We start from the raw sequence: 15,781 nt of genomic DNA, 5'->3' as shown, positions 1-15,781 counted from the left end.
AGAACCGCCTCGAGGAGGATCATGGCAGCCCTGCCAGCACGGACGAGGTACCGCTACTCGCTCGGCTCGTTCGTCACCGGCCCCTTCGGCACGGTTCCCGGCCTGCTCCTCCTGAAGTACCTCACCGACACGATGGGTGTCGCCGCGGGCGTCGCCGGCGCGATCGTGTTCATTCCCAAGGCGTGGGACGTGCTCTTCAACCCGATCGCGGGAAGGCTGTCGGACGCGGACATGGTCCGCACCGGCAGCCGCCGCCGGTTCCTGCTCTTCGGCGGTATCGGCGTGTCGATCCTCTTCGCGGCCCTGTTCGCCCACCCCGGCTTCGGCGGCCCGGTGCCCGACGCGATCTACGTCGTCGTCGTGTTCCTGTTGTGCGCCACCGCGTACGCGTTCTTCCAGGTGCCGTTCAACGCGTTGCCCGCCGAACTGACCGACAACGCCGACGAACGCACGAAGCTGACCAGCATCCGGATCGGCTTCCTCGCGGTCGCCATCCTGATCTGCGGCGGTGGGGCCCCGGCGATCACCGAACTCGTCGGCGGCGTCACCGGCTACCGCGTCATGGGCGTGTTCATCGCCGTGATCATCCTGCTGGCGACGCTCGGCGTGTACTTCGGGCTGAAGGACGCGCCCGTCGGCGCACTGCGGCCGAACACGGTAAGCCCGCGTGAACTGCTCCGGACGCTCGCGCAGTGGCGGCCGTTCCGCTGGCTGCTCGGCGTCTACTTCGTGCAGGCGCTCGGTATCGGCACGGTGCTGGCCGCGATCCCGTTCTTCGCCGAGCGGATCCTCGGCAGTTCCGGCTACGCCACGGTCCTGTTCGTCGGTTTCGTCGGTCCGGCGCTGCTGACGATGCCGTTGTGGCCCAAGCTCGGGGCGAGTGTCGGGAAACTGGTCGGGTTCCGGCTCGCGACCGCCGCGTTCGGCGTCGGTCTGTTCGGGCTTCTCGGCGCGAAGGTGTTCCCGTTCCCCGTCACGATGGTGTTCGTCGCCTTCTGCGGCGTCGGCTACGCGGGGATCTCGGTGTTCCCGCTGGCGATCCTGCCGGATCTGATCAGCGACGAAGAGGAGCGGACCGGGGAGACCAGGGCCGGGGTGGCGGCCGGGGTGTGGACCGCGTCCGAAACGCTGGGACTGGCGCTGGGCCCGGGGATCTGGGGACTGGTGCTGCAGTTCGGCGGCTACCAGTCCAGTCTCGCCCCGGGGGCCGCGCAGCCGGACAGCGCGCTGACGGCGATCCTGCTCGGCGCGTCGATCCTCCCGGCGGTGCTGATCCTGTTCGGCATCCCGCTCCTGCGGAGGTCGGTCCTGGAGCGCCGGTCGTGACCGCCGAGGACATCCTGAAGGAGCTCCGGGAACTTCGGGCGGGCGACCTGCCGACCCACGGCGGCCGGACGCTCGCGTACGTCTACGACAGCGGTCTGTCCGAAGTGGACGAACTCGGCGCGGCCGCGCACGCGCTGGCCTCGTCGGCCAACGGGCTCGATCCGACGGCTTTCCCCAGCCTGCTGCGGATGGAGAACGACCTCGTCGGCACCGCCGCGCGGCTCCTGGGCGGCATGGCGGAGACGGTCGGTTCGGTGACCTCGGGCGGTACGGAGTCGTGCATGCTCGCCGTCCTGGCCGCGCGCGACGCGCGTCCGGAGGTGACCTCGCCGAACATCGTGCTGCCCACGACCGCGCACGCAGCGTTCCACAAGGCGGCGCATTTCTTCGGTGTGCGCGTGGTTGCGGTGCCGGTCGATCCGGTGACCTTCCGCGCCGTCCCCGAGGCGATGGCCGCCGCGGTCGACGAGAGCACGGTGCTCGTCGTCGCGAGCGCGCCGTCGTACGCCCACGGCGTCCTCGACCCGATCCCGGAGATCGCCGCCCTGCTGGACGGCGTCCGGTTCCACGTCGACGCCTGTATCGGCGGCTGGGTGCTGCCGTACCTGGGGCTCGGCCCGTTCGGCTTCGACGTTCCCGGTGTCACCAGCGTCTCGGTGGACCTGCACAAGTACGCGTACTGCCCGAAAGGCGTGTCGGTCCTCCTGCACGCCGACGCCGGCCTGCGCCGTTCGCAGTACTTCGCCAGCGCGGACTGGCCCGGCTACACGATGCTGAACACCACGCTGCAGAGCACGCGCTCCGGCGGACCGCTCGCCGCCGCGTGGGCCGTCGTGCGTCATGTCGGCGAAGAGGGTTACCGGACGCTGGCTTCCGCGGCGCGCGAGGCGGCCGTGGACCTCCGTGCCGGGATCGAGGCGCTGGACGGGTTGCGGGTCCTCGGTGATCCGGTGTCGACCCTGCTCGCGTTCACCGTGGCGGATGACGCCGGGTTCGACCTGTTCACCGTCGCGGACGAGATGCGCGAGCGCGGTTGGTACGTCCAGCCGCAGTTCGCCCACGAGTCGTCGCCCGCGAACCTGCACCTGACCGTGACGGCCGCCAACCGGGGGAGCGAGAAGGAGTTCCTGGCCGATCTCGCTGGTTCGGTCGCGGCCGCCCGGGCGGCCGGGCCGGTCGTCGTCGATCCGCAGGTGGCCGAGTTCGTCGCCGCGCTGGATCCCGCGACGCTGACGCCGGAGCAGTTCGCCGGACTGCTGGCGGCGGCGGGTCTGGGCGGCGGCGCGGGATTGCCCACCCGGATGGCGGAGATCAACGCCCTGCTGGCCACGGCGCCCGGTCCGCTGCGGGAGCGGCTGCTGCTCGAATTCCTCGGCGCGCTGTACACGGCCTCCTGACCTCCCCTTGACGCAATCAGTCGGTTGCTATACAAATTTATAGCAACCGATTGATTGCTACTTGAGGAGGCTGTCGTGGGATTCCCCGACCGGATCGAACGCACCGTCGAGATCGCCCACCCGCCCGCGAAGGTCTGGGCCGCGCTGACCACGGCCGAAGGGCTGGGCACCTGGTTCGGCAACCAGGCCAGCATCGACCTGCGGCCCGGTGGCGACGCCGAGATGAAATGGGACGAGGGGCACAAGGCGACCATGCGCGTCGAGCGCGTGGAAGAGCCCGAGATCTTCGGCTTCACCTGGAACATCTACGGTCTGCCCGACGACGACCCTCGTCGTACCTACGTCGAGTTCACCCTCGCCCCGAACGGCGGAGGCACGCGGCTCACCGTCGTCGAGACCGGTTTTTCCCAGCTGCCGGACGACGTCCACCAGGTCGCTTTCGAGGGAAACACGAAGGGGTGGGCGGCCGAAATGGGCGAACTGATCGAATACCTCGATGCCGCCTGACATCGAAGCGATCGCCGAACAGGTCTTCGTCGCCTTGGCCGACCCGAGCAGGCGGAGCATCCTCGCCACGCTCGCCTCGGGCGGCCCGGCCACGGCGACCGACCTGGCCGAACGCCTGCCGATCACTCGGCAGGCCATCGCCAAGCACCTCGCACTGCTCACCGACGCCGGCCTGGTGACCCCGGAACAAGGGGAGCGGCGCCGTGTCCGCTACCGGCTGCACTCGGCGCCGATGCAGGTCGCCCAGCAGTTCCTCGCCGCGCTCGCCCGCGATTGGGACGGGCCGCTCGCGGCTCTGAAAGACCATTTGGAGGGTTCAGCATGAGCTTCACGACGAGCTTCACCGTGGACCGGACGCCGCAGCAGGTCTACGACGCCTTCACCGACGTCCGCCGGTGGTGGCCGGAAGAGATCGGGTACAGCCTGCGGGACCTGATCACCACCGCCGGGGGACAGCCGAACCGGCAGAGCGTGCTTCCCGCGGAGCTGGCGCGATGAACACGGTGTCCGCGGCCGAATGGGAGGAAGCGCGCCTTCGGTTGCTGGTGAAGGAAAAGGAGCTGACCCGTGCCCGCGACGCGCTCGCGGCCGAGCGGCGGCGGATGCCGTGGCTCGCGATCGAGAAGCCGTACGAGTTCGAAGGACCGTCCGGGACGGTGAACCTGCTCGACCTGTTCGAGGGACGCCGTCAGCTGATCGTCTACCGGGCCTTCTTCGATCCCGGCGTGGAGGGCTTCCCCGACCACGCCTGCAAAGGCTGCTCGCTGGTGGCCGACCAAGTCGCGCACGTCGCGCATCTGAACGCCCGCGACACCACGCTGGCCTTCGCCTCGCGAGGCACGCAGCCGGACATCGCGCGGCTGAAGACGCGGATGGGCTGGACGATGCCGTGGTACACGATCACCGGTGACTTCGACGTCGATTTCGGCGTCGACGAGTGGCACGGCACCAACGCCTTCATCCGCGAGGGCGACCAGGTGTTCCGGACGTATTTCGTCAACGATCGCGGCGACGAGACGATGGGCAGCACCTGGAGCTACCTCGACATCACCGCGCTGGGGCGGCAGGAGGAGTGGGAGGACTCGCCCGAGGGCTACCCGCAGACGCCGCCATACGAATGGTGGAACTGGCACGACGCGTACGAGGAACCCGCGTCGTCCGGCGGCGGGTGCTGCTCGGGGTCGTGAGCCTGGGCTAGGGTCCGGCCGGTGGAGAGTCTGTTTCTGACCCGGGTGCTGGACGCGCTTCGATCGGGTGGCGACGAGGTGCTGTTCGTCCAGGACGGTGTGGAGACCGGTTACGGGCAGGCGCTCGAACTGGTACGCCGGATGTACGCGGGGCTGCCGGAGGGCGGGGTGGTCGCCATCGACGCCGGCAACCGGCCCGAAACCGTCCTCCTGCAGATCGCCGCCCAGCTGCGGGGTTCGACGGTTCTGCTCGTCGCCGCGTCGGTGAGTGCGCCGGATCGCCTCGCCGCGGTCGAGGCGGCCGGGGTCACGACCCTGGTGGCCGAGCGCGCGGCGGACTGGCCCGCCGGCGACGCGAGGGTGACCACGCTCGGCGAACTGGTGGATCGCGACGGTACCGACCCGGCGGAACTGCCGGCGTCGGTCACTGTCGTGTTCCCCACCGGTGGCACCACCGGAACGCCGAAACTCATCCGGCACAGCGGGATCTACGACGGGATGGCCCATATCTTCGCGCCGGATCCGGCCGGGCCGGGACGTACCCTGCTGATCGCGCCGATGACGCATATGACCGGCAACGCCACCGTGCTGGGCGCGATCCTGCGGCGGGAAAGCGTGGTGCTGCTGCGGGGTTTCGACGCGGGTGCCGTGCTGGAGGCGATCGCGGAACACCGGATCACCTCGTTGTCCCTCACCCCCGCGCGGCTGGCCGCGGTGCTCGACCATCCGGTCATGACGTCGACCGACGTCGGCAGTGTGCGGCAGCTTTCCCTGGGCGCCGCCCCGCTGCCGCCGCGGCGGCTGGCCCAGGCGCTCGACGTGTTCGGGCCGGTGGTCGGGCAGGGATACGGGCTCACCGAGGCGCCGATGATCGCGAGCATCTCCGCGGCGGAACTCGACGGGCGGCCGGAGCGGCTCGAGTCCGTCGGCCGGATCGTCCCCGGCATGGAGGCGCGGATCGACGACGGGGAGGTGCTGGTGCGCGGACTGTCCATGATGGACGGCTACCACGGTTCGGCGCCGATCGGGGACGGCTGGCTGCGGACCGGCGATCTCGGGCGGTTCGACGACGAGGGCTATCTCTACCTGCTGGACCGGGCGAACGACGTCATCATCACCGGCGAGCACGGCACCAAGGTGTACTCGACCGTGGTCGAGAACGCGCTCGCACGGCATCCGCTGATCCGTTCCGTGGCCGTGTTCGGCGTGCCGGGCGACGACGGCGAGGGCGAACGGGTCCACGCCGTGGTGGTCGCCTCGGGAGAGCTGTCGGCCGAAGAAGTCCGGGCGCATGCCAGGGAGTTCTTCGGGCGGGAGCATTTCGTACCGTCCGATGTGGACTTCACCGGCGCGCTGCCGCTGACGGCGATCGGCAAGATCGACAAGCGGGCGTTGCGGGCACCGTTCTGGAGCGGGCACCGCCGCGGTATCGCCTGAGCCGGGAAGGGTTGCGAAAGCCACTTTCGCAACCTTCAACGTTGCGGAAGTGGCTTTCGCGACACACCGCCGGCAGCAGAACCGGCCTCACTCACGAGGCGTACTTCAGTGGACGTGTACCGCTTCCCACTCCGGGAACGGATCCGCGCCCGCCGGGCCGCCCGCCAGACAGGCCTGAAGCGAGTCCAGCAGCGCGTCCTTCTCCAGCCCCACGCCGATGAACACGAGTTCCTGCCGCGGCGCCTCCTCGACCCCCTGCGGCTCGAACCGGGCGACCGAACCGGCCTGCGACCACAGCCCGGTCACCCCTGGCCGTGACGCCAGCGAGAAGAATCCCTTCGACCGCAGGACCGTCCCGAACTCTCCGGTGTCGAGCCGCCCGACGAAATCCCACAGCCGTTCCGGATCGAAAGCGAGCGAGGCACGGAACACGACGCTGGAGATCCCGTACTCCTCGGTCTCCGGCACGTGATCACCGTTGAGCTCCGCCACCCACCCGGGTGCTTCCTGCGCCTGCTCGACGTCGTAGCGCCCGGTGCCGAGCACCCGGTCGAGCGGGACGCGGCCGTGCGTCGAAACGACGACCTCGGCGGCCGGGTTGAGCCGCCGCAGCACCGCCGTCAGCCGGTCGAGGGAGGGAGCCGGGACCAGGTCCGCCTTGTTCAGCAGGAGGACGTCCGCGAACTCGATCTGGTCCATCAGCAGGTCGCTGACCGTCCGCTCGTCCCCGTCGTACTGGTCCAGCCCGCGTTCGGTCAGCCCGTCCCCGGCGGCCAGTTCCCGCTCGAAGTTCACCGCGTCGACCACGGTCACCATGGTGTCGAGCCGTGCGGAGTCCAGGAACGAGAACGTCGCCGCCACCGGCATCGGCTCGGAGATCCCGCTCGATTCGATGAGCAGGTAGTCGAACCGGCCGTCCTCGCCCAGCCGCGAGACCTCCTCCAGGAGATCGTCGCGCAGGGTGCAGCAGATGCAGCCGTTGGTCATCTCGACGAGCCGTTCCTCGGTGCGGGACAGGCTGTTCCCGTCCCGCACCAGCGCGGCGTCGATGTTGACCTCGCTCATGTCGTTCACGATCACCGCCACCCGCAGCCCGTCGCGGTTGGCGAGGACGTGGTTGAGCACGGTCGTCTTGCCCGCACCGAGGAACCCGGACAGCACCGTGACCGGCGTCGTCACTTCCCACCTTCGTGAAAATGCTTCATCAGCTTGCGCGGCACGAGTTTCGTTTCGCCGTTCACCTTGATCGGCACCAGATCCGGCACGGCCGCCTTCCACTGCGAACGCCGGGACCGGGTGTTGCTGCGCGACATCTTCCGCTTCGGGACGGCCATTACTTCGACCCTCCGCGACGGCCGTAGCGGCGGTGGAACTTCTCGACCTGTCCGGCGCTGTCCATGATCCGCTGGTTGCCGGTCCAGAACGGATGCGACCACGAGCTGATCTCGACGTTCACCAGCGGATAGGTGTTGCCGTCGGTCCACTCGATGGTCTGCTCCGAGGTGGCGGTGGAGCGGGTCAGGAAGGCGTCCCCGGTGGAGAGGTCCTTGAACACCACAGGGTGGTAGTCGGGGTGGATACCCGGTTTCACTGCGTTTCGTCCTTTCGGTTCGACGCGTTCACGTCGTGCTTCTCGGGGTCGGTTTCCGTGTCCTCGCACGGTTCTTCGTGCCACTCGCCGAACGGATCCGGATAGCGGAGCCATTCCTGCTCGCCGGCGGCGAGTTCCTCCTCGGTCAGCAGCGCCCCGTTCAGGGCGGCTTCGATCTCGTCGGGGGTGGCCTGATCGGTGACGACGACCAGTTCCTGCGCGCGGTCGCCGAACAGCGGGTCCCAGCGCAGGGACGCGAGGGTGCGGCGTTCGGGGGAGACGGCGGCCCAGTCCGGGCCGTCCGGTGCGGCGAGCCACGGCCCGGCGTGCCCGACGCCGAGGCCGCCGCCCGCGGATTCGATCCACAGCGCCATGTCCGGCTGGCTCGCCACCCAGAGCCGTCCCCGGGTGCGGACGACGCCGTCGAGCAGGACGTCGATCGCGTCGTGGAGGCGTTCCGGGTGGAACGGGCGCTGTGAGGTGAAGGTGAGCAGCCCGATCCCGCAGTCGGTGTGCAACGGCGGCTGGCCGCGCAACAACGGTCCGTGCATGTCGGTGACCTCGCCGCGCCGGGCGTCGGCGGGGACGGCGTCGAGCACGGTCTTCCCGTCCACTGAGGACAGTTCGACGCGGGGGATCGACGGCGCGACCCGGTCGAGCACGGCCGAGGCCTTCGCCGCGGACCACGCGTCGGTCGCCGCTCCGGCGAGGACGAGCAGATCGGCGAACTCGACCTGGGACAGCGCGACCTGCGCGACGGTGCGCTCGTCCTCGGGGCTGGCGAGCAGGTTCCGCTCGGCCAGCGTGTCGTCGCCGGTGCTGTCGGCCAGCCAGCCCGCGCAGTCGACGACCGTCAGCACGGCACGCAGGTCGACGTCCTCGATCACCGGCCGCTCGCCGACGAGGACGTTGTGCAGCGCCCAGCTGACCGGCTCGGGCTCCATCGCCTCGTCGAGCCGCACCACGATCCGCCGCACCTGCGGCATCCGGGAGAGCTTGCGCAGCAACGGCAACAGGTCTTCGCGCAGGGTGCACGAGACGCAGCCGTGCGCCAGTTCGAGAACCGTCAGCTGGTCGCGGTCGGCGAGCCGGATGCGCCGCCGGACCACACCGGAGTGAATCTGCCTCAGGTCGTGATGCACGACGGCGGTGCCGGGTTCGGCGAGGCGCAGCCGCTCGGCGAGGTCGGCGTTCGGTCCCGGTGCGAGGCCACTGATCAGGACGAGGGGCACGCGGGGGTTGTCGGTCACTGAAGCTCCGGGGCGTCGAGGGCGTTCGGGTTCGGCTGTGTAGAGTAAATGAAAACGACAACCGATATCAACTTGGGAGGGTATATGTCCGCCGTGTGCCAGGTCACCGGCCGCAAACCGGGTTATGGGAAGCAGGTGTCGCATTCGCATCGGCGCACGTCCCGGCGCTGGGAGCCGAACCTGCAGGCCAAGCGGTACTTCGTGCCGAGCGAAGGGCGCTGGGTCCGGCTGCGGGTCTCGGTCAAGGGCATGAAGACCATCGACAAGCGGGGGATCGAGGCCGTCGTCGCCGAGCTCCGCGCGAAAGGGGTGAAGCTCTGATGGCCAAGAGCACCGACATCCGGCCGATCATCAAGCTCCGCTCGACCGCCGGCACCGGCTACACCTACGTCACCAAGAAGAACCGCCGGAACGACCCGGACCGCATGGTGCTGCGCAAGTACGACCCGATCGCGCGCAAGCACGTCGAGTTCAAGGAGGAGCGCTGATGGCCAAGAAGTCGAAGATCGCCAAGAACGAGCAGCGCAAGGTCGTCGCCGCCCGCTACGTCGAACGTCGTCGCGAGCTGAAGGCCACCATCGCCTCGCCCTCCGCGTCGCCGGAGGAGAAGGCGGCCGCCGTGTCGGCCCTGCAGGCGATGCCGCGGGACGCCAGCGCGACCCGGATCCGCAATCGCGACGCCGCCGACGGCCGTCCTCGCGGTTACCTGCGGAAGTTCGGGCTCTCACGCGTCCGGATGCGGCAGATGGCGCACAACGGCGAACTGCCCGGCGTCACGAAGTCGAGCTGGTGAGCGCGATGGGCAAGCCGAACCGCGACCGTCCGTACAAGCGCAAGACGAACCTGTTGCACGCCAACAAGATCACCGAGGTGGACTGGAAGGACGCCGATCTGCTGCGGAAGTTCATCTCCGACCGCGGCAAGATCCGCGCCCGCCGGGTCACCGGGCTGACGCCCCAGCAGCAGAAACAGGTCGCCACGGCGATCAAGAACGCCCGCGAGATGGCGCTGCTGCCCTACCCCAACGCGGGACGCTGACGCCGCCGGTCCGGGTGGTGCGACGCGCCGCCCGGACCGCGGCCCTGTGGGAGAATCGGCCCCATGACGGAGAACCCCGGACAGGCCGAGGAATTCGATCCCGAACTGCTGGAGTTGTGGGCCAAGGTGTTCGGCTTCGCCCGCTCGGGCGCGACGGCCGAGCTCGCCGTGTACGTCGACGCGGGGATCTCGCCGAACCTGACCAACGACCGGGGCGACACGCTGGTCATGCTCGCCGCCTACCACGGCCACGCGGACACCGTCGCGGCGCTGATCGAGCGCGGCGCCGACCCGAACCGCGAGAACGACCGCGGCCAGAGCCCGCTCGCCGGCGCGGTCTTCAAGAACGAGCCCGAGGTCGTGAAGGCGCTCCTCAAGGGCGGCGCGGACGCGACGGCGGGGGAGCCGTCGGCGATCGACGCGGCCAGGATGTTCGGCAACACCGAACTGCTGGCGCTGCTGGAGAGCTGAGGCGGTTCTCACTCGGATCGCGGTCCGGGGCGCTGAATCCTTACACTGCCCCGCATGGATGACCCGCATTACCTCTCCGGCCTCGACCTGGCCGGCCGTCGTGTCGTGATGATCGGTGGCGGGACGGTCGCCCAGCGCCGCCTGCCCCGGCTGATCAGTGCCGGCGCGCGGGTCGAACTGGTCTCGCCGCACACCACGCCGTCGGTGAGCGCCATGGCCGACGCCGGCGAGATCGTCTGGCACGAACGCCGCTACACCGAGGGCGACCTCACCGACGCCTGGTACGCGCTGGCGTGCACGAACGACCCCGAGGTCAACGCCGCCGTCTGCGCCGAGGCCGAACGCGCGCGGGTGTTCTGCGTCCGCGCCGACGACGGGGACCTCGGCAGCGCGGTCACCCCGGCCTCCGGCAGGCACGGCGGGCTCCTGGTCGGCGTCCTTTCCGGCGGTGAGCCGCTGCGGTCGGCCACCGTCCGGGACAGCATCCTCGACGGCCTCCGGGCCGGCACCGTCGCCGACGGGCGCGTGCCGGACGCCCACGACGACCTCCCCGGCGTCGCCCTCGTGGGGGGAGGCCCCGGCGACCCGGAACTGATCACCGTCCGCGGCCGCCGTCTCCTCGCCAGGGCCGACGTCGTCGTCGCCGACCGGCTGGCCCCGCGCGAACTGCTCGACGAACTCGCGCCCCATGTCGAGATCGTCGACGCCGCGAAGATCCCGTACGGCCGTGCCGCCAGCCAGGACGTGATCAACTCCACCCTCATCGAACGGGCCAAGGCCGGGAAGTTCGTCGTGCGGCTCAAGGGCGGCGATCCGTACCTATTCGGCCGCGGCTTCGAAGAAGTCCTCGCCTGCGCCGAAGCGGGCATCCCGGTGACGATGGTCCCCGGGATCACGAGCGCGTTCTCCGTCCCCGCCGCGGCGGACGTCCCGGTGACCCACCGCGGTGTCGCGCACGAGGTCGTCGTGGTGTCCGGTCACGTCGCGCCGGACGACGAGAAGTCGCTGGTGGACTGGGATCAGCTGGCGAAGATGCGCGGCACGATCGTGCTGATGATGGGGGTCGAGCGGTTGCCGCTGTTCGCCAAGGCGCTCCAGGCGGGGCGGCCGGGTGACACGCCGGTGGCCATCATCGAGGACGGCACCATGCGCACGCAGCGGGTTCTCCGCTCCACTTTGGACAAGGTGGTCGAGGACGCGGCGACGGCCGGGGTGCGGCCGCCCGCGGTGATCGTCTTCGGCCCGGTGGCGGGGCTGGCTCAGCCTTCGTAGCCGGGGTCCGAGACGAAGAACCAGTCGGTCCCGTCGTCGCCGGGGGTGTCGAGGTGCTCCGCGCGGACCAGCCCGGCCCGCAGCGCCACCCGCTGTGACGCGAGGTTCTCCGGCCGGACGCGGGCGATCACGAGGTCGTCCGGCCGGTGGGCCCGGGCCCAGTCCACCGCCGCGGTGGCGGCCTCGCCGGCGTATCCGGAACCCCAGGAAGCGGGGAACAGGCGGTAGAAGAGGTTCAGCACCGGGCGGCTCCGGAAGCCGACGATCTTGATTCCGCAGAACCCCAGCGGCTCCGCCGAGTCGTGGCGACGGACCGTCCAGTACCCGAAGCCGTACCGGTTCCACTGGTGCGACCAGCGGAGCAACAGCAGCTCCGCTTCCTTGCGTGTCTCCAGCAGATCCGAAGGGTTGTGCGCGCACGCCTCCGGATCGGTGTGAAGGGCGAAGATCGCGTCGAGGTCTCCGGGGTCCGGGCGGCGCAGGAGCAGCCGCCCGGTCCGCAGTTCTTCCGCGCCCGTGTCCCGGGCCGGGGAAGGCTCAACGGTCATGACAGCGCGCGGAGAAGTCGGCGATGGTGTCGGTCAGGCGGGTGGGGTCGAAGCGGAGTTCGACCGGGCTGCGGGCCTGGACGAACTCGGCCGCCGGCATGTCCGCGGCCAGCGTGTCCGCGTCGCCGAAGGGGTGGATCGGGTCTCGCTCGTGCCCGATGACCAGCGCCGGGGTCTCGATCTTGCACCGGACCGATTTGGGCGGCGCGATCCGGCCGAAGAGCACGCCGTGCAGGAGCGCGGCCATCGGCGCGGGCTGCTGGGACAGCGTGTCGGTGACGACGTCGACCCACTGGTTGCCGTGCGGGACGAGTTTCGCCGCCAGCGCCACGCCCTGCACGGTCACCGGCAGGAACCGGGCGGCCATGAGCAGCGGCGCGAACGTGATCAGCCCGGCGACGATCGCGTTGTCCAGCACGGGCATCTCGATGACCAGGCCGAGCGCGCGCTCCGGCGCGGCGACGCCGACTTCGAGCGCGACGTTGGCGCCCAGCGACGTCCCGCCGATGACGGCGGCGTCGATCTCCAGGTGGTCGAGCAGCGCGACGGTCTGCTCGGCGAACGCGGGCATCGAGTACAGCCAGGAGTCGGTGGGCCGGTCCGAATCGCCGTGCCCGAGCAGGTCGAGGGTGACCGCCCGGAATCCGGCGCGGGCCAGCCTGCGGGCGAGCGGGGCGTGCATCCGCCGCGTCAGCATGATGCCGTGGGTGAGCACGACCACCCGGTCGCCGGAGCCGAACTCGGTGTAGGCGAGCCGGTGACCCTCATGGGTGAAGGATCCCGACAGTTCGATCGGCCGGGAGGATCGTTCCCGCCGCCGCCCGGGGGTCGGCGCGGGCAGGTCGGCGACCGCGGTGGCGCTGCTGGCCGGGCTCATATCCCACCGTCCTTCGTCGATCGTCGGTACTCACCGGTAGTACTCGCTGGTACCAGGAAAGCATCTCAGGGGCGGCCGGGCACAGTGGCCGTTGGCAGCCTGTCAATCACATGAGTCAAGATGACCTCATGACCGCTACAGCTGACAGTCTTCCCGATCTCGTTTCGCTCAAGGTGGAGATCGACGGGCACGTCGCCGAAGTGACGCTGCTCGGTCCGTCCAAGGGCAACGCGATGGGCCCCGATTTCTGGCGCGAGCTGCCGATCGTCTTCCGCGCGCTCGACGCGGACCCGCAGGTCAGGGCGGTCGTGCTGACCGGGAGCGGCAAGCACTTCTCCTACGGGCTCGACCTGCCCGCCATGATGCCCAGCTGGGGCGAAATGCTCGGCGGCGACGCGCTCGCGGGCCCGCGGACCCGGTTCCTCGACGAGGTCCGGGCCCTCCAGGCGAGCGTGTCCTCGGTCGCGGAATGCCGCAAACCGGTCATCGCGGCCATTTCCGGCTGGTGCATCGGCGGTGGTGTCGACGTGATCGCGGCCGCGGACATCCGGCTGGCGAGCGCCGACGCGAAGTTCAGCGTGCGCGAGGTCAAGGTCGCGATCGTGGCCGACCTCGGCAGCCTCCAGCGGCTCGCGCCGATCATCGGCGAGGGGCACCTGCGCGAGCTGGCCCTGACCGGCAAGGACATCGACGCCGCCCGCGCGGAGAAGATCGGACTGGTCAACGACGTCTACGCGGATCAGGACACCCTGCTGGCCGAGGCCCGCAAGCTGGCGGCGGAGATCGCCACGAACCCGCCGCTGGTCGTGCAGGGCACCAAGAACGTCCTCTCGGCCAACACCGAACGTCAGGTCGCGGACGGCCTGCGCTACGTCTCGGCCTGGAACGCGGCCTTCCTGCCCAGCAAGGACCTCGGCGAGGCCGTCCAGGCCTTCCTCGAGCGCCGCGCGCCCGAGTTCAAGGGGGAGTAGAAAGAACCGGCGGCCCAACCAGCGGACCAGGAGGACGATCGTGAGCGCTTCGGAGGCATACCGCACGTTCCGCGAGGCACGGGACTATCTGCAGGCCCATCGCGAGGACTACGAAACCGCTTATCGGGACTTCACCTGGCCCCGGCCCGCCGAGTTCAACTGGGCGCTGGACTGGTTCGACGTCGTCGCGGCGGATCCGGCCAATCAGGACCGGTACGCGCTGTGGATCGTCGAAGAGGACGGCATCGAGAACCGCTGGACCTATCCGGAGATGGCGCGGCGGTCCAACCAGGTCGCGAACTGGCTGCGCTCGCTCGGCGTGGCCAGGGGTGACCGGCTGATCCTGATGCTGGGCAACCAGGGCGAGCTGTGGCAGACGATCCTCGCCGCGATCAAATTGGGCGCCGTCATCATCCCGGCCTCGACCCTGCTCGGCCCGGCGGACCTCACCGACCGGGTCGAGCGGGGCGCGGCGAAACACGTCGTGATCCGGTCCGCCGACGCGCACAAGTTCGAGAACGTCGAGGGCGACTACACGCGTATCGCCGTCGGTGAGCGGGTCGAGGGCTGGAAGTCCTTCGTGGACGCCTACGAGGAACCCGACACCTTCACGCCCGACGGCCCGACGGCGGCGGAAGACCCGCTCCTGCTGTACTTCACCTCCGGGACCACCGCGAAGCCGAAACTGGTGCAGCACACCCAGGTCTCGTATCCGGTCGGCCATCTGTCCACAATGTACTGGATCGGTCTCGAACCGGGCGACGTCCACCTCAACATCTCCTCGCCCGGCTGGGCGAAACACGCGTGGAGCAACGTCTTCGCGCCGTGGAACGCCGAGGCGACGGTGTTCCTCTACAACTACGCGCGATTCGACGCGGTCTCGCTGATGGCGCAGATGGAACGGTGCGGTATCACCAGTTTCTGCGCCCCGCCGACGGTGTGGCGGATGCTCATCCAAGCGGATCTGACCGTGCTGAAGACCCCGCCGCGCAAGGTGGTCGGCGCGGGCGAGCCGCTCAACCCCGAGGTGATCGACCAGGTCGAAAAGGCTTGGGGTGTCACGATTCGGGACGGTTTCGGGCAGACGGAGAGCAGCGTCCAGATCGCCAACACCCCCGGACAGGACGTCGTGCCGGGGTCGATGGGCCGCCCGCTGCCGGGCTTCACCGTGGCACTCGTGGACCCCGTGACCGGGGAGCGCGCGCAGGAGGGCGAGATCTGCCTCGACCTCGGCAAGCGGCCGGTGGGGCTGATGGCCGGATACGCCGACGACGAGGAACGCTCCGCCGCGGCCTTCGCGAACGGCTTCTACCACACCGGCGACGTCGGTTCGATCGACGAACGCGGCTACATCACCTACGTGGGCCGGACGGACGACGTCTTCAAGGCGTCGGACTACCGGATCTCGCCGTTCGAGCTGGAAAGTGTCCTGCTGGAACACGAAGCGGTCGCCGAAGCGGCGGTCGTCCCGGCGCCGGACCCGATCCGCCTGGCGGTACCGAAGGCGTATGTCGTCCTGACGAACGGACATGAACCGACGGCCGACACCGCGGTGTCCATCCTGGCCTTCTGCCGGGAACATTTGGCCCCGTACAAGCGAATCCGGCGGCTGGAGTTCACCGAACTGCCCAAGACGATCTCCGGCAAGATCCGGCGCGTCGAACTGCGCGGCCGCGAGAACGAGGCCGACGGGCGCCCGGCGGGGGAGTTCCGCGAGGAGGACTTCCCGCAGCTGAAGGGCTGATGACAGGGGCCTGAACTCCGAACTCGCGTGATTGGACACGGAACTCGCGTGATCGGGGGCGGAACTCGCGTGATCCGGCGCGTTCCGGCTCCAATCACGCGAGTCACGTCTCCAATCACGCGAGTTCCGGGTTCGGGCGTGTGGGTCGAACGACCCACAGCGCGG

General features: G+C 69.7%; 21 protein-coding genes. 15 read left to right on the top strand and 6 right to left on the bottom strand.

Annotated features, from left to right (window positions below; all coding sequences use genetic code 11):
• Nucleotides 1–21: 21 nt before the first annotated feature.
• The 7 genes from DMC61_RS19595 (at nt 22) to DMC61_RS19570 (ending at nt 5,854) form a co-directional block, all read left to right on the top strand.
• Entirely contained in the window at nt 22–1,326 is a 1,305-nt protein-coding gene (locus DMC61_RS19595) for an MFS transporter (protein WP_016334046.1), read from the top strand.
• Nucleotides 1,323–2,723 carry an aminotransferase class V-fold PLP-dependent enzyme gene (locus tag DMC61_RS19590; RefSeq protein WP_125690509.1) on the top strand — a complete coding sequence of 467 codons (1,401 nt, stop codon included), beginning with the start codon at nt 1,323–1,325 and terminating at the stop codon, nt 2,721–2,723. The genes DMC61_RS19595 and DMC61_RS19590 overlap by 4 nt, the downstream gene beginning before the upstream one ends.
• 75 nt (nt 2,724–2,798) lie before the next feature.
• A complete protein-coding gene (locus tag DMC61_RS19585; protein WP_125690508.1) occupies nt 2,799–3,230 on the top strand; it encodes an SRPBCC domain-containing protein in 432 nt (143 codons plus the stop codon).
• Nucleotides 3,220–3,555, top strand: a complete 336-nt coding sequence (locus DMC61_RS19580; protein ID WP_016334049.1) for a helix-turn-helix transcriptional regulator — start codon at nt 3,220–3,222, stop codon at nt 3,553–3,555. The genes DMC61_RS19585 and DMC61_RS19580 overlap by 11 nt, the downstream gene beginning before the upstream one ends.
• Nucleotides 3,552–3,728, top strand: a complete 177-nt coding sequence (locus tag DMC61_RS41165) for a hypothetical protein (protein WP_158634116.1) — start codon at nt 3,552–3,554, stop codon at nt 3,726–3,728. The genes DMC61_RS19580 and DMC61_RS41165 overlap by 4 nt, the downstream gene beginning before the upstream one ends.
• On the top strand, nt 3,725–4,417 hold the full coding sequence (locus tag DMC61_RS19575; protein ID WP_016334050.1) for a DUF899 domain-containing protein: 693 nt from the start codon (nt 3,725–3,727) through the stop codon (nt 4,415–4,417). Before DMC61_RS41165 ends, DMC61_RS19575 begins: the two co-directional genes overlap by 4 nt.
• A gap of 21 nt (nt 4,418–4,438) precedes the next feature.
• The gene (locus tag DMC61_RS19570) at nt 4,439–5,854 is read left to right on the top strand and encodes an AMP-binding protein (protein ID WP_125690507.1); all 1,416 of its coding nucleotides are present in this window, start codon (nt 4,439–4,441) and stop codon (nt 5,852–5,854) included.
• A 105-nt stretch (nt 5,855–5,959) separates the two neighbouring features.
• Here DMC61_RS19570 and DMC61_RS19565 read toward each other — a convergent pair whose 3' ends face one another.
• Genes DMC61_RS19565 through mrf form a run of 4 tightly spaced genes read right to left on the bottom strand, consistent with a single transcriptional unit; the run spans nt 5,960 to nt 8,695 of the window.
• A complete protein-coding gene (locus tag DMC61_RS19565) occupies nt 5,960–7,033 on the bottom strand; it encodes a GTP-binding protein (RefSeq protein WP_125690506.1) in 1,074 nt (357 codons plus the stop codon).
• Nucleotides 7,030–7,188 carry a 50S ribosomal protein L32 gene (gene rpmF / locus DMC61_RS19560; RefSeq protein WP_016334054.1) on the bottom strand — a complete coding sequence of 53 codons (159 nt, stop codon included), beginning with the start codon at nt 7,186–7,188 and terminating at the stop codon, nt 7,030–7,032. The genes DMC61_RS19565 and rpmF overlap by 4 nt, the downstream gene beginning before the upstream one ends.
• Nucleotides 7,188–7,445: a type B 50S ribosomal protein L31 gene (locus tag DMC61_RS19555; RefSeq protein WP_016334055.1), complete on the bottom strand. Its 258-nt coding sequence runs from the start codon at nt 7,443–7,445 to the stop codon at nt 7,188–7,190. The genes rpmF and DMC61_RS19555 overlap by 1 nt, the downstream gene beginning before the upstream one ends.
• Nucleotides 7,442–8,695: a ribosome hibernation factor-recruiting GTPase MRF gene (gene mrf, locus DMC61_RS19550; protein ID WP_125690505.1), complete on the bottom strand. Its 1,254-nt coding sequence runs from the start codon at nt 8,693–8,695 to the stop codon at nt 7,442–7,444. The genes DMC61_RS19555 and mrf overlap by 4 nt, the downstream gene beginning before the upstream one ends.
• An 84-nt stretch (nt 8,696–8,779) precedes the next feature.
• On the opposite strand from mrf, the gene rpmB reads away from it, so the two are divergent.
• The 6 genes from rpmB (at nt 8,780) to cobA (ending at nt 11,476) form a co-directional block, all read left to right on the top strand.
• Entirely contained in the window at nt 8,780–9,016 is a 237-nt protein-coding gene (gene rpmB, locus DMC61_RS19545) for a 50S ribosomal protein L28 (protein WP_005149951.1), read from the top strand.
• Nucleotides 9,016–9,183, top strand: a complete 168-nt coding sequence (rpmG, locus tag DMC61_RS19540; RefSeq protein WP_016334057.1) for a 50S ribosomal protein L33 — start codon at nt 9,016–9,018, stop codon at nt 9,181–9,183. The genes rpmB and rpmG overlap by 1 nt, the downstream gene beginning before the upstream one ends.
• Nucleotides 9,183–9,488: a 30S ribosomal protein S14 gene (rpsN, locus tag DMC61_RS19535; RefSeq protein WP_016334058.1), complete on the top strand. Its 306-nt coding sequence runs from the start codon at nt 9,183–9,185 to the stop codon at nt 9,486–9,488. Before rpmG ends, rpsN begins: the two co-directional genes overlap by 1 nt.
• Nucleotides 9,485–9,733, top strand: coding sequence for a 30S ribosomal protein S18 (gene rpsR / locus DMC61_RS19530; RefSeq protein ID WP_016334059.1), 249 nt, complete (start codon nt 9,485–9,487; stop codon nt 9,731–9,733). Before rpsN ends, rpsR begins: the two co-directional genes overlap by 4 nt.
• Before the next feature lie 63 nt (nt 9,734–9,796).
• Complete coding sequence (locus DMC61_RS19525) at nt 9,797–10,204, top strand: ankyrin repeat domain-containing protein (protein ID WP_125690504.1); 408 nt, start codon at nt 9,797–9,799, stop codon at nt 10,202–10,204.
• Between the two features lie 54 nt (nt 10,205–10,258).
• Nucleotides 10,259–11,476, top strand: coding sequence for a uroporphyrinogen-III C-methyltransferase (cobA, locus tag DMC61_RS19520; RefSeq protein ID WP_125690503.1), 1,218 nt, complete (start codon nt 10,259–10,261; stop codon nt 11,474–11,476).
• On the opposite strand, the gene DMC61_RS19515 is transcribed toward cobA, so the two are convergent.
• Nucleotides 11,464–12,024 carry a GNAT family N-acetyltransferase gene (locus DMC61_RS19515; protein ID WP_125690502.1) on the bottom strand — a complete coding sequence of 187 codons (561 nt, stop codon included), beginning with the start codon at nt 12,022–12,024 and terminating at the stop codon, nt 11,464–11,466. The genes cobA and DMC61_RS19515 overlap by 13 nt on opposite strands.
• Nucleotides 12,014–12,901, bottom strand: coding sequence for an alpha/beta fold hydrolase (locus DMC61_RS19510; RefSeq protein WP_199750041.1), 888 nt, complete (start codon nt 12,899–12,901; stop codon nt 12,014–12,016). Before DMC61_RS19510 ends, DMC61_RS19515 begins: the two co-directional genes overlap by 11 nt.
• Nucleotides 12,902–13,029: 128 nt before the next feature.
• Between DMC61_RS19510 and DMC61_RS19505 the strand changes: the two genes are divergently transcribed.
• Nucleotides 13,030–13,872 (top strand): crotonase/enoyl-CoA hydratase family protein, encoded by an 843-nt coding sequence (locus DMC61_RS19505; RefSeq protein WP_125690501.1) that lies wholly within the window; start codon nt 13,030–13,032, stop codon nt 13,870–13,872.
• A gap of 40 nt (nt 13,873–13,912) precedes the next feature.
• Nucleotides 13,913–15,616 carry an AMP-binding protein gene (locus DMC61_RS19500; RefSeq protein WP_125690500.1) on the top strand — a complete coding sequence of 568 codons (1,704 nt, stop codon included), beginning with the start codon at nt 13,913–13,915 and terminating at the stop codon, nt 15,614–15,616.
• Nucleotides 15,617–15,781 lie beyond the last annotated feature (165 nt).

The sequence above is a fragment of the Amycolatopsis sp. WAC 04169 genome, from assembly GCF_003947535.1.
GTDB classification, from domain to species: Bacteria; Actinomycetota; Actinomycetes; order Mycobacteriales; family Pseudonocardiaceae; genus Amycolatopsis; species Amycolatopsis keratiniphila.
Note: the sequence above shows the minus strand (reverse complement) of the source record. Positions and strands in the feature narration are given on the sequence as shown.